At 61.7% G+C, this 12,085-nt stretch carries 10 protein-coding genes and 2 tRNA genes; 5 read left to right on the top strand and 7 right to left on the bottom strand.

The window, feature by feature from the left end; all coding sequences use genetic code 11:
- Positions 1–4 precede the first annotated feature (4 nt).
- Entirely contained in the window at positions 5–2,335 is a 2,331-nt protein-coding gene (locus MU856_RS03800) for a CDC48 family AAA ATPase (protein WP_412072814.1), read from the bottom strand.
- A gap of 143 nt (positions 2,336–2,478) precedes the next feature.
- Here MU856_RS03800 and MU856_RS03795 point away from each other — a divergent pair, with 143 nt between their 5' ends.
- Positions 2,479–3,357 (top strand): LysR substrate-binding domain-containing protein, encoded by an 879-nt coding sequence (locus tag MU856_RS03795; RefSeq protein ID WP_040590058.1) that lies wholly within the window; start codon positions 2,479–2,481, stop codon positions 3,355–3,357.
- A gap of 10 nt (positions 3,358–3,367) precedes the next feature.
- Here MU856_RS03795 and MU856_RS03790 read toward each other — a convergent pair whose 3' ends face one another.
- The 4 genes from MU856_RS03790 to MU856_RS03775 all read right to left on the bottom strand — a co-directional run bounded on the left by MU856_RS03790 (position 3,368) and on the right by MU856_RS03775 (position 7,129).
- Complete coding sequence (locus MU856_RS03790; protein ID WP_263588399.1) at positions 3,368–4,450, bottom strand: AI-2E family transporter; 1,083 nt, start codon at positions 4,448–4,450, stop codon at positions 3,368–3,370.
- 109 nt (positions 4,451–4,559) lie between these two features.
- Positions 4,560–6,266, bottom strand: a complete 1,707-nt coding sequence (locus tag MU856_RS03785) for a flotillin family protein (RefSeq protein ID WP_062902154.1) — start codon at positions 6,264–6,266, stop codon at positions 4,560–4,562.
- 63 nt (positions 6,267–6,329) lie between these two features.
- Positions 6,330–6,983: a YqiJ family protein gene (locus tag MU856_RS03780; RefSeq protein ID WP_263588398.1), complete on the bottom strand. Its 654-nt coding sequence runs from the start codon at positions 6,981–6,983 to the stop codon at positions 6,330–6,332.
- Between the two features lie 71 nt (positions 6,984–7,054).
- Positions 7,055–7,129, bottom strand: a tRNA-Thr gene (locus MU856_RS03775).
- Between the two features lie 118 nt (positions 7,130–7,247).
- On the opposite strand from MU856_RS03775, the gene MU856_RS03770 reads away from it, so the two are divergent.
- Positions 7,248–7,391, top strand: a complete 144-nt coding sequence (locus MU856_RS03770) for a hypothetical protein (RefSeq protein WP_202988500.1) — start codon at positions 7,248–7,250, stop codon at positions 7,389–7,391.
- Here MU856_RS03770 and MU856_RS03765 read toward each other — a convergent pair.
- On the bottom strand, positions 7,381–7,695 hold the full coding sequence (locus tag MU856_RS03765) for a DUF1905 domain-containing protein (RefSeq protein ID WP_058812060.1): 315 nt from the start codon (positions 7,693–7,695) through the stop codon (positions 7,381–7,383). The genes MU856_RS03770 and MU856_RS03765 overlap by 11 nt on opposite strands.
- Before the next feature lie 6 nt (positions 7,696–7,701).
- Positions 7,702–8,646: a peptidylprolyl isomerase gene (locus MU856_RS03760; protein WP_062902153.1), complete on the bottom strand. Its 945-nt coding sequence runs from the start codon at positions 8,644–8,646 to the stop codon at positions 7,702–7,704.
- A gap of 77 nt (positions 8,647–8,723) precedes the next feature.
- Between MU856_RS03760 and MU856_RS03755 the strand changes: the two genes are divergently transcribed.
- The 3 genes from MU856_RS03755 (at position 8,724) to MU856_RS03745 (ending at position 11,940) form a co-directional block, all read left to right on the top strand.
- A tRNA-Ser gene (locus MU856_RS03755) sits at positions 8,724–8,814 on the top strand.
- Between the two features lie 407 nt (positions 8,815–9,221).
- A complete protein-coding gene (locus tag MU856_RS03750) occupies positions 9,222–10,151 on the top strand; it encodes a nucleotidyltransferase and HEPN domain-containing protein (protein ID WP_062902152.1) in 930 nt (309 codons plus the stop codon).
- A 442-nt stretch (positions 10,152–10,593) separates the two neighbouring features.
- The gene (locus MU856_RS03745) at positions 10,594–11,940 is read left to right on the top strand and encodes a nucleotidyltransferase domain-containing protein (RefSeq protein WP_263588397.1); all 1,347 of its coding nucleotides are present in this window, start codon (positions 10,594–10,596) and stop codon (positions 11,938–11,940) included.
- Positions 11,941–12,085 lie beyond the last annotated feature (145 nt).

Genomic DNA, 12,085 nt, shown 5'->3' with positions numbered 1-12,085 from the left:
CGCGTCAGCCCTTCGCATCATCGGCGTGCTTCTGCTCGCGAACGGGTTTCAGCATGCCGGGCGCGAAAAAGCCGATCGGGTCGATGCTCATCGCCTGCTGCTTGATCTCGCCCTGGATTTTTTCATAGTCGCGCTCCATCGCCTCCGTGACCGAAGCTCGGGTATCCTTCAGCGCAGCTTCGAAATCGGCCATGGTGACGAGATCGCTCGCGATCGATCGCTTGAGCGCGGCAAGCCCCGCCCGGCGCACCAGATCCTCCAGATCGGCGCCCGTAAAGCGGTCGCTGCGCTCGGCGAGGGCGTCGAGCGACACATCGTCGGCGAGCGGCATTTTGGCGGTATGGATCTCTAGAATGCGCCTCCGTCCCTCGGCATTCGGAACCGAGACATAGATCAATTCGTCGAGCCGTCCCGGGCGGAGCAGCGCGGGATCGATCAGGTTCGGGCGGTTTGTCGCGCCGATGACGATCACCGATTGCATCTCTTCGATTCCGTCCATCTCGGCCAGGATCGTGTTGACGACGCGCTCGGTCACCTGCGGCTCACCCGACGTTCCGCTGCCGCGCGCCGGCACCAGGCTGTCGAGTTCGTCGATGAAGATGATCGTCGGCGCGACGGCGCGGGCGCGTGCAAACAACCGGGCAATCTGTTGCTCACTCTCGCCATACCATTTCGACAGCAGATCGGACGATTTGATCGCAATGAAATTCGCATCCGACTCGCGCGCCGCCGCCTTTGCCAGCAAGGTCTTACCCGTGCCTGGCGGGCCGTAGAGCAGAAAGCCCTTGGCGGCGCGGATACCCAGCCGGCGGAACGCTTCGGGATGTTTGAGCGGCAGTTCGATGCCCTCGATCATCTTGTCGCGCGCCGCGTCGAGCCCTCCGATGTCGCTCCAGCGCGTTTTCGGCGCCTGCACCATCACCTCGCGCATCGCCGACGGTTGGACGCGCTTCAGCGCATTCAGAAAGTCGTCGCGCGTCACGCGCAATTCCGCGAGAACTTCGGGCGGGATCGTTCCTTCCTCAAGGTTCAGCTTGGGCATGATCCGCCGCACCGCCTCGATGGCCGCCTCGCGCGTCAGCGCGGCCATGTCCGCCCCGACAAAACCAAAGGTCGTGCGCGCAAGCTCGCCCAGATCGACGTCGTCACCCAGCGGCATGCCGCGGGTATGGATCGCGAGTATCTCGCGGCGCCCGCTCTCATCGGGCACACCGATCACGATCTCGCGGTCGAAGCGGCCAGGACGACGCAGCGCCTCGTCAATCGCGTCGGGGCGGTTTGTTGCCGCAATGACCACCAGATTGGTGCGCGGTTCGAGCCCGTCCATCAGCGTCAGAAGCTGCGCGACGATGCGCTTTTCGGCCTCGCCGGTTACCTGGCCACGCTTCGGCGCGATCGAGTCGATCTCGTCGATGAAGACGATCGACGGCGCGGCTTTGGTCGCGGCCTCGAAAATCTCGCGCAGGCGCTTTTCGGACTCGCCATAGGCGCTGCCCATGATCTCCGGCCCGTTGATCAGGAAGAATTGCGCATCGCTTTCGTTCGCAACAGCGCGCGCAAGCCGCGTCTTGCCGGTTCCCGGCGGGCCGTGGAGCAGTACGCCGCGCGGCGGATCGACGCCGAGCCGCTGGAAAAGTTCGGGATAGCGCAGCGGCAGCTCGACCATCTCGCGCAGCTGATTGATCGTGTCACCAAGCCCGCCCAGATCGTCATAGGTAACGTCGGTGCGCCGCGCGTCCTGCGGTTCCTGATATTCGGGCAGCAGCTCGACTTCGGTGCTTTCGTCGATGAACACGACGCCCTTCGGGTTCGCCGAGACAACAAGCAGGCGCACCTCGGCGAGCGCATAAGCGGGCGCGTTGAGCATCTGGCGCAGTTGCGGCGGCATATCGCCTGCGGGAACGCGCTGTTGCCCGGCGGTCGCGACCGTATCGCCGGCGACCAGCGGACGGCCGAAGAAACTGCGCTTGAGCGCATTGGCCGAGCCCTGCAGCCGCAGATTTTCCTGTGCAGGCGCGAAAACGACGCGTGTCGCGGGCCGCATCTCGACCCGGCTCAGGTGCACCATATCGCCCGCGCCGGCGCCCGCATTGGCGCGTTGCAGACCATCGAGGCGGATCACCTCGATCCCCTCATCCTCGGCGTACGGTGCGACCACACGCGCCGCGGTGTCGCGCTTGCCACTGATCTGGATGACATCGCCCTCGGTCACGCCGAGTTCGACCAATGCGGTGCGCGGAATCCGGGCGATCCCCGCGCCGCTTTCTTCTGCGCGCAGAGTCGCCACCTGAAGCTTGACCTGCTTTTCTTTTACCGGTGCGTCGGCCAACGCCAATCTCCCACAAAGAGTTCAGAACGGCAGAGATAGGACGGCAGTTCCCGATTTGCGACCCTCGGACCGCCGACCAATCATGCCGCACTGCACAAAAGTCTGGCGCGGGATTGACACGCATGTCATCATCGCCATCGAGACAGATCATGCCACGCCTTCCTCCCCTCAGCAGTATGGAAGCCTTTCTGGAGGTTGCCCGTCATGGCACGGTGAAGGCCGCCGCGAGCGAGCTTGGCCTTTCGATGCCTGCCCTATCGCGCCGTATCCAGACGCTAGAGCATGCCGTCGGTCGACCTTTGTTCGACCGCCATCATCATGGGCTGCGACTGACCGAGGCAGGGCGCGACCTGCAGGACCAGTTGTCGCCCATCCTCGACGAACTACGCAGCGTTATCGGCCAGGTCGGCAGCCCCGACGCGTCGGTCCGCCTGCACCTCAACGTGCTTCCGCTCTTTGCGCAGCAGCGCCTGTTCCCGCGCCTGCCCGAACTGCGCCGCGCGCATCCCGAACTGCACATCGACATCGACACGCTGTCGCACGGTGAAGCGCGGCTCGGCGAAGGCATCGACGCTGCGATAGCCCTTGCCCGCGCAATTGATCCCGCACTTTATGCCGCCCGGCTCGATCAGGACAAGGTGTTCCCGATTGCTGCACGGGGGCTGACCGATGGCGAGCGCCCGATCGCGGTGCCCGAACAGCTGCAGCGCGCGACGATCCTGCTGCACCGCGAAATGCCTGAAACCTTCAACGAATGGCGCAATGCGATCGGCATGCCGTATCTCGAACCGATGGGGACCGATTTCTTCGATTCGGGACCGCTGATGCTAGAGGCTGCAGCACAAGGCATCGGCGTCGCTTTCATGCACGGTCATCATTTCGACGACGCGCAGGATCCGCGGCTAGTGCGTCTGTTCGATTTCGACGTCGACAGCCCTTACAGCTACTGGTTCGTCTGCCGCCCCCGCGCGCTGCGCCAGCCCGCGGTCAAGCTGTTTCACGACTGGCTGCTCGAAGCGAAGATCTAGGGTCAGGACGCTAGGCCGGCGGCGACAGGGCTTCGCCGCGCATCTGCGCAGCTATATCCCAAACCGCGATGAACATCGCCGCGATCACCGGCCCGATGACGATGCCGTGAAACCCGAACAATTGCAGGCCGCCCAGTGTCGTGATCAGCACGACATAATCGGGGATGCGCGTCTCGCGCCCCACCAGGATCGGGCGCAGCAGATTGTCGACCATGCCGATGACGAAGAGGCCGCAAAAAACGAGCACCGCTCCCTGCCAGATTGCCCCGCTGAAAAAGAGATAGAGCGCCATCGGTACCCAGACGAGTCCGGTTCCCACCGCGGGAATCAACGATGCCGCGCCCATCAGCACGCCCCAGAGCAGCGGCGCCTCAACCCCGAGCGTCCACAGCACCGTCCCGCCGATCATCCCTTGGATGATCGCGACAACGATGCTGCCCTTGATCGTCGCGCGCACCACCACGATGAAACGGTCGACGAGGAGGCCAAGCTGGTCGGCGCGCAGCGGCACGGCGGCCGCAACACGGCGCTGCAACGCATCGCCGTCGCGCAGCAGGAAGAAGGAGAGATAGAGCACGACACTCAACTTCACGAGCAACCCGAATATGCTCTGGCCGAACAGCAGCGCCTGCCCCAGCACCGCGCGCACGCCGTCGGCCGCGCCCGATCCGAAGATGTCGCGCGCGTCGGCGAGATCCTTGACTCCCAGATTGGCAAGCAGGGTCGTCGCCCAACCCGGCAGTCCGGCGAACAAGGTCGCGAAAATACGCGCAATGTCGATATCACCCGACTGGATGCGCAGATAGACCGTCGTCGCCTCCCCGACCAGCGCCACGCTCAGGATCGCCGCCGGCAGGATGACGATCCCAACGATCAGTAGCAGGGTCAGCAAGGCGGCGCTGTTCGGCCAGCGGGGCATGCGCGCGAGCAAGCGGCGATAGACCGGCGTGAACAGAATCGCCGCGATCACCGCCCAGAGGATGGCCGTCAGAAATGGCCACAGAACGAGCGCAAAAGCAGCCGAGATGGCGATCAGGATGACCAGAAAGGACCAACGCCCGTCCGCGCCCCGCCCTTCACCCTCACTCGCCATGATCCGTCACTCCCAGCAGCAATTCCCCTTCCCTAGCGACGATACGCCGATCCGAACAGCGGCATGTGTCCAACCCCCATTAGGCCCGACGGCGGGCGTCTTCGCTCCGTCAGCCTTCATCGCCTCCATCGCCCGCCGCAGTGCGGCTAGGCGATCCCTTCCGGTTCGAACGCGCTGGCGACGGCGCCGGATTCTCTTCAAGCTCGGTTGCACCCTTAACCAGTGCATCGAGCGAACCGCCATCGAAGCCCAGTTCCTTCATCAAACCGTCAATGACCGGTGCCTGTGCCCGATAGGCGAGCGCTGCTGAGACGGCATTGCTTGCCAGGTTGCCGCTCCCGCCCGTCGGCCCATCGCCGGCCAGCGGGGCACCTCCCGATTGGGTAAGACCATCGACCTGTACGATCTTGATCGAATCGATCGCCTCCATTGGCTTAGCGGCCTCGCGGACCACTTCGGGCAGCACCTTGAGCAATGCCATTTTGGTCTGAAGCGATATCTGGTTCGACGAGAGAATATTTGCCGCCTCGTTGATTGCGCGCTGACCCGCCGCCTCGACCTCGAAGCGGACGCGTGCAGCCTCCGCACGCAGCTTTTCGGCTTCGGCCTCACCCTCGGCCTCCAGCCGCAATGCAGCCGCGCGGTTCGCGGCGGCTTCCTTCTCGGCTTCAGCTTCCACCTTTACCGAAATGGCCTGACGCTCGGCCTCTTTCGCCGCCTCAATCAGTTCGATCCGCTTCGAACGCTCCGCGACCTCGGTTTCACGGGACGTCGCGACCTGTTCCTCCGCCGCCACCGCGAGCGCACGCGCGGCATCAGCTTCGGCCCGCGCCTGGCTTTCTTCGCGGCTCTTGTTCTGGATCAGGATTTGCTGCTCCTGCCGCGCCAGTTCGATAGCCTGTTCCTGCGCAATCCGCGCCTCCTCGATGGCACGATCCGCTTCGATCTGCTTGGCGTCGATCAACTGCTTCGCCTGAATCCTCGCATTTTCGGATTCCTGATTGCGCTGGGCTTGCTCGCGCGCGATTTCGGCCGCCTGTTCGGCCCGGCGAATTTCAATTTCACGCGCTTGCCCCAGCTTGGCGAATTCCTCTTCGCGGCGAATTTCGAGCGATTTCTGCTCAGCCTCCAGATTTTTACTCTCCATCTGGACGCGCGTATCCTGCTCGATGTCGTTGCGCGTCTTTTTCCGGGCTTCGATCTGCTCGGTCAGCTTTGTCAGGCCCTCGGCATCGAAGGCATTATTCGCATTGAAATGCTCGATCGAAGTTTGATCGAGGCCAGTCAGCGACACCGATTCCAGTTCAAGGCCATTCATGGCAAGATCGTTCGAGCTGACCTGCTGCACCTTCTGCACAAAATCTGCGCGCTGTTCGTGCAGCTGATTCATCGTCATGCCCGCCGCAACCGAACGCAGCGCATCGACGAACTTGCCTTCGACAAGATCCTTCAGCGCTTCCGGTTGCATCGTGCGCAATCCCAACGTCTGCGCCGCCATCGCAATCGACCCCGCGTCGGGCCTGACCCGGACATAGAATTCCGCTTTCACGTCAATCCGCAAACGATCGAGCGTGATCAGCGCGTCGGAATTCTTGCGCTCCACGGCAAGCCGGACGGTGTTCATGTTGACCGGCATGGTTTCGTGCAGCACCGGTAAAACCAGAGCGCCGCCGTTCATAACAACACGCTCGCCTCGGAACCCGGTCCGGACAAAGGCTATTTCCTTGGTTGCACGGCGATAGAGCCGCGTAATGATCAATCCAAGGATCAGTAGAACGGCAAAGCCGATCCCCGCGTAAATAGCAATTTCGATCATTCAAGCACCCGTTGCTGTTGATTCGCTTTCCGAAAGCGGAAGGCCCCTCACGGGACTTTACGATCAGTCGAGCCGCGGTAAATAAAAATCGCCCCGGGAATAGGCCTTAAATATTTCACCGTCGCGCTTTACCAGCAGGACGGTTTCCCCCGTCTCGAATTTCTGATCGTCGGTATCCGGTTCGACCATGATCTGATGCGCCTGCCCGTGCGCATCGACAACGCGTGCCCGTGCGGGATTGCTCGCGCGGGCTGTTCCGATGCTTATTTCAGCGTAAAGGCCGACAAGCTCGTCGCGGTCGATCGCTGTGGTTTCCAGGGACGGAAATATCCGACCGACCAAGCGCGCCGCGACTCCGGTAGGCGGCAAGGCAGCGACGGCCGTAATCGGCACCATGAGAAAATTGTCACCCGGGCCTCCGGTTAGCGCCGTCATCAACTGCTGCAGCCCAAGCCCCAGACCTCCGAACAGCGCCAGAAAGATCACCAGCCACATCAATAGCGGCACCCGGCCGATACCCGCCCATGCCAGAACGGCGTCGGCCAGCCCCACATCGCCGTCGGCGTCCAGGTCCGCAGCATCGAGGTCACCGACCAATCCAGTTACCTGCATGGCGCCGACGAGAAGCATCAATAGGAGCGCTGCACTGAATACGGCGTTTTCGGGCGCGAATATTTGATCGACCATCGCAACGTCTTGGCGGGTCGCAACCGCCATTGCAAGTCACGCTCCGGCGGTCCGGCAAGGATGCCGGCAATCACAACCATTCTCATTCGTCAGATCGGGAATGGTGCTGCTGGAGAGGATTGAACTCTCGACCTCACCCTTACCAAGGGTGCGCTCTACCACTGAGCTACAGCAGCATCCGGGCCCGGAGCGGCGTCGCACTCGCTGGGCAGGCGCGGCCTATGGCGGGGCGGCCCGCGCCTGTCAAGGTGCGAGGCTTGACCTTTTGCCGAATTCGCGGGCATGGACGCAGCAATGTCCAAGACGCCTTCCCCCGCCGATTTGGAGCGCGAACGCCGCCTTGCGGAAGCGCTGCGCGCGAACCTGCGCAAGCGCAAGGCGCAGACGCGCGAAGCCCGGACGCACGACGAAAAGTCCGGCGACGCACTTAAAGACTGACCGTCACCGTTACCGCGTCGCCTTCCGCCAAGCCCTCCGCCTTGCGCACAGCCGCTTTGACCGGCAGCAGCCAGCCGCCGCTTTCCTTGTGCGGGAAGACCGACGTATTCCAGCAGGTATCACCGACGGTCGCGCGGACCTTTGCCGACCCGAATCCCTTGCGGCCGTCGAGCCACTGTCCGCCGATCGCTGCGAAGCGGATCCCGTCTGCCGCCTCACCCGCGATGGTCAGGAAAAACCAGGCTGCGGGCGCGGTCGCCGACTGCCAGCGCCAGAGCGGCGTCGTGACGGTGAAATCTTCCACGCGCGCCTATTTCGCCGCGATGGGCCGGATCGGCACGGGGATATTGCAGATATCAGCGCCGCCCGCAGGGCGGATGAAGAAGGGATCGCGGCGGTTCGCGCGGGCGTCGGCATAGTCGGTGAAGGCATCGCTGTCGGTCGACAGATATTCGAAGCGCGGCTGCTCCGCCGCCGGCAGGTCGCTGGCAAGCCTGATCGAGCGGATCCCGACGCGCTCGGCTTCATCCTCGTAAAAGCCGAGCGGCCCGGTGCCACGCGGCAGGCTCGACAGATACTCGATCCCGCTGATCACGCGGCCGACGAGCGCGATATTGCGGTCGAGGTGGCGCGGCGCGTGGCCGATGACGGCATAAAGCTCGGCGCCCGAACCGGTATCGGGCGACATGTTGCGGCCGACGCCAACCATCCCATAGCAATGAATGGGCCATTCGCTCTGATGATCATAGGCGACAGGCCAGCCTGCGACAAAACCGGTGAATTCTGCGTACGCATCGCCGCGCGATCGGTGCGGGGACGGCGGCAAGGCCGGACTACGGGTTTCATGAGCCACCAAGATGTGGGGCAGTACCGAATATTCACTCTCCGGTACCGTTACCAAACCCTCGGGCAAAGGCTTCTTCTCGGTCGCGTCCCCCCACTGCGCGACATAATTATCCTGCACTCGGTTGACGCTGGTGCCGTCCCACCAGTGAGCGGCGGCGAGCTTGCGGATATTGCCGATCCAACCCTGACTGAACGGCGCGGGCATCAGCTGGAGGACTACGCGGCGCGCCTTGCCCTTGGCGTCGGGCGCAAGGTCCATCACGAGCAGATCCGACGTCGGGATCGCAACCCAGTCCTTCGCGGGCGCCGCGGCCGCAATCTCGCCCGGCGACGGCACCTCAGTCGCTTCCTGGGCTTGAACGGGACTGGCGAGCGATGCCGCAGCCGCGGCGAGCAGAAGATATTTCATGCCGCCTGTCTGCCATGGCCATGCGACTTGCGAAAGCCCCGCCAAGCGATTAGGGCGCGCCTTCCAGTGCAATATGCGGAGCGGTGGCCGAGTGGTCGAAGGCGCTCGCCTGGAAAGTGAGTATACGTCAAAAGCGTATCGAGGGTTCGAATCCCTCCCGCTCCGCCAAGTCTTTGATTTAATTAGTTTTTATGCGCCGTTACGGCCAAAAACTTCAGCTGCTCCTGCCAAGATAACGGCAATTTGGGATGCCGCAACAAGTCGGGTCCCAGATGGTCTGGTACCTGCACCGCCAAGTTCTAATCCCACTCTCTCCCGAACTGTCCCCAAAGTCCCAGCTTAGCTGCGGGTTGAAGGGCGCTTCGTATCCGCTTGTCCTTCCAGGATCGGGTGAACGAAGAAACCAACCGCCCGAGCGATGTTGCCGAGGTCGCGCGCGCAAGCGATGAACCTCAGTCTGCGGGTCATCGCGCAGGCCGTCGATAGAAAGAACCGCAGGTGGTGACAATTCTGTCGGCGTTAGCGCCGCTTCGACCTTGCCAAGCAGCCGCCGCACCGACAGGGTGCCGCCAGCGATGAAAACCGATCTCGACCATCTTCCAGCCAATAAGCAGCGCGAGCTGGAGCGCGTGAAGGCGATCATCTTCGAAGAGTTCGAGGATGCATTGGCGCTCGGCACGATGAGCTGGAAGAAGAAGGGGCGGATCGACAAGATCATCCTCTATGGCAGCTATGCCCGTGGGGGCTGGGTCGACGAACCGCACACCGCCAAGGGCTATCGATCCGACTTCGACCTGCTCATCATCGTCAGCGACAAGCGGCTCATCGACAAGGTCGATGTCTGGTCGAAGCTCGACGACCGGTTCGCCCGTGAGATTTTGATCGACCAGACCCTCAAAACGCCAGTGAACTTCATCGTTCACACCCTGCAGGAGGTGAACGACGGGCTCGCGCACGGCCGCTATTTCTTCATGGACGTCGCGCGCGACGGGATCGCGCTTTACGAGAGCGACGACAAGCCGCTCCACACCCCGAAACCCAAGACGCCGCAGCAGGCGCTGGCAATGGCGCAGGAGTATTTTGACGAGTGGATGCCCTCGGCTCTCTATGCTCGCACGTTGGCAGGTTACAGCTTACGCGACGGCCAGAAGAATTACGCCGCGTTCAATCTCCATCAGGCGTCTGAGCGTCTCTACCACTGCGTCCTTCTGGTCTGCACCTTCTACACTCCGCACGTTCACAACCTCGGGTTCCTGCGTACCCAGGCCGAGCGCATCGATATGCGTTTGGTCGATGCCTGGCCGCGCGAGCTGAAAGCCGAGCGTTCACGCTTCGAGAAGCTCAAGGAAGCCTATGTGAAGGCGCGCTACTCGAAGCATTACCGCATCACCGAAGAGGAGCTGACATGGCTCGGCGGCTGCGTCGAGGAACTCGGTCGCGCGGTTCACGCGGTTTGCTCGGAGCGGATTGCCGAACTCGAAGCCAACGCCTCAGTTCGCCCCTGACTATCTAACACTTCTCGAGGCAGCGCACCGCCCTCTTAACGGATGAGAATATGGCGGACGAAAATGACGTGAGCGGCAGATCGGTCGAGCGCAAAATGGAAGCGCTGAACCGGTGTCGGGGTGACGTGTAGACCCGCGCTCCGGGTGATAGCCGACATCTCTCGACACACCGCCGGCGTTTGAGAACGCGTGGCCATACTCCCGCATGCTGAGCCGGCCGGTCACGACGCAGAGCCTCCACTGGGCCGAGTTGCGGCAGACTGGCGTAGAAAAACAGGCCTTGGCGTACAAACGTCGTGTGGAAAGGCCCAGCGCAGTTCTGGATAATCAGGCGGACGGGACGGCAATGCTTCCAGCCGTCACGTCGGCGACAGGTCGAACACCTTGCGACCATCGTTAAAACAATCTGCCCTGAACGCGTTGCAGCTCCGGAGTTGAAGACATGGGGATTAGCTTTGACAGGAGCGCACGGATAGCAGGTTATCGGCCCTCGGTTTTCAAGCGCGCGCTGCTCAGCTTCTCGCGAACACGCTCGCCAGGCAAGACAATAGATCTGAAGACCGTGTTTCCCGAACGCAGCGACGGTGCCATCGTATTCGAGGAATGCCTCGACAGAGGGTTGATCGATCCCACGATAACGAAACTTACCGAGACCGGCGAGGCGCTCGCCCTTGCCAAGGCTAATCCGCGAACGCCCTTGGCGAAGGCGCAGGCAGTTCTGAACAGCTTTCTGGATCGGATAGAAGCCCTCAGGTGCAATCCGGATGGCGTGCAGGACGTCGATCAAGTCTGGCTATTTGGCAGCCTCATGCGAGGCGCGGATAGCGTTGGCGACATTGACGTGGCGGTGACGAGGTCGCGCCGCCCCCATTTTGCGAATGATCATGACGGCAGGCAGAGGCATGTTAATCAGCTCGTGGCAAAAATGTCTGATGCCCCCCACGACTGGGCTGGGCCATGGTCGAAGGAAGAGTGGCTGTTCAAGCGGGCGATCTATGGCGCAATGCGCCATCCCCTTCTCGCCGGAGCGCAATACGGTACCGCCGATCTGCAGGCATTGGGGGTACCCTGCCGCCTGATCTACGATCGAGCGCGAGGCGGAAGAGTTGATGATCCCGTCCTTGCCAGACATCCTGAATCTCTCGGTCGAAGCAATAATGTCAGTCCGCCATTTGAGATGCCGAATCTTGAGCCTGCCCCCATCCAACCCATGGACGCGCGTTGGGTTGCGGGTTTCTCGGAAACAGGCATGGTTTCGCCATATCATATATTCCGAGGCTGGACGCGCGACGCGCGCGCCTTGTTCCCCCGCTTTCCTGACGGCCTGCGCATTGTCGCCGATGATGACGCCTTGCTTCACTCTCCGTCGGTACCGGCGCTTTTGAAAAGACCGAGACTCGATGGCCGAAAGGCCGTCGCGCTTGTCAACGCAACCGAACGGCTGAAAACTGGCCTTATCCTTCACCGTGAAATCGAGATCAGCTCGTCGCACTGGACGCTGCACACCCGCTTCTCCAATCTTCAAATTTGCCGAGCCAGCGGCCATGTAAATCCCGCGACGCTGCCGGCTCTAGCCTCCGCAGCTGCGCTTATTCTCGCGGTCGATGCAGAACATATGCTTAGAAGAGCAGGCGAGGCGCCTGCTCCGCCAATCGTTCGGATTGCGGCAGACACTACGGATTTAAGTGAAAATCTGCGATTCAATCTGTCTGAACCGCTTCAAAGCTTATTGCGCAAGCGCATTGCTCGCATTGAAACAGATGAAGATTGCACTTGCAGACATGTTTAATTCGCCGACTTCATCAGAAATACCGCAGAATAAATTTTTATATGAGTTATGATATTTATAAATTTAACATAGAAGAGAAAATGACGGCGCAAGAATAATTTTATAGTTTATCTTGGGAAATTATTGCTACTTTTCTATTTATGCT

The sequence above is a fragment of the Sphingopyxis sp. GC21 genome, assembly GCF_025727575.1.
Lineage (GTDB): Bacteria > Pseudomonadota > Alphaproteobacteria > Sphingomonadales > Sphingomonadaceae > Sphingopyxis > Sphingopyxis terrae_A.
The sequence above is the reverse complement of the archived record's forward strand: the minus strand, read 5'-3'. Positions and strand labels throughout refer to the sequence as shown.

Bases quoted from the DNA above. Each gene is read 5' to 3' on its own strand.
- MU856_RS03770 (WP_202988500.1), top strand. From the start codon at position 7,248: ATGTCCAAGACGCCTTCCCCCGCCGATTTGGAGCGCGAACGCCGCCTT.
- MU856_RS03760 (WP_062902153.1), bottom strand. From the start codon at position 8,646: ATGAAATATCTTCTGCTCGCCGCGGCTGCGGCATCGCTCGCCAGTCCC.
- MU856_RS03780 (WP_263588398.1), bottom strand. From the start codon at position 6,983: ATGGCGGTTGCGACCCGCCAAGACGTTGCGATGGTCGATCAAATATTC.
- MU856_RS03785 (WP_062902154.1), bottom strand. From the start codon at position 6,266: ATGATCGAAATTGCTATTTACGCGGGGATCGGCTTTGCCGTTCTACTG.
- MU856_RS03745 (WP_263588397.1), top strand. From the start codon at position 10,594: ATGGGGATTAGCTTTGACAGGAGCGCACGGATAGCAGGTTATCGGCCC.
- MU856_RS03750 (WP_062902152.1), top strand. From the start codon at position 9,222: ATGAAAACCGATCTCGACCATCTTCCAGCCAATAAGCAGCGCGAGCTG.
- MU856_RS03795 (WP_040590058.1), top strand. From the start codon at position 2,479: ATGCCACGCCTTCCTCCCCTCAGCAGTATGGAAGCCTTTCTGGAGGTT.
- MU856_RS03790 (WP_263588399.1), bottom strand. From the start codon at position 4,450: ATGGCGAGTGAGGGTGAAGGGCGGGGCGCGGACGGGCGTTGGTCCTTT.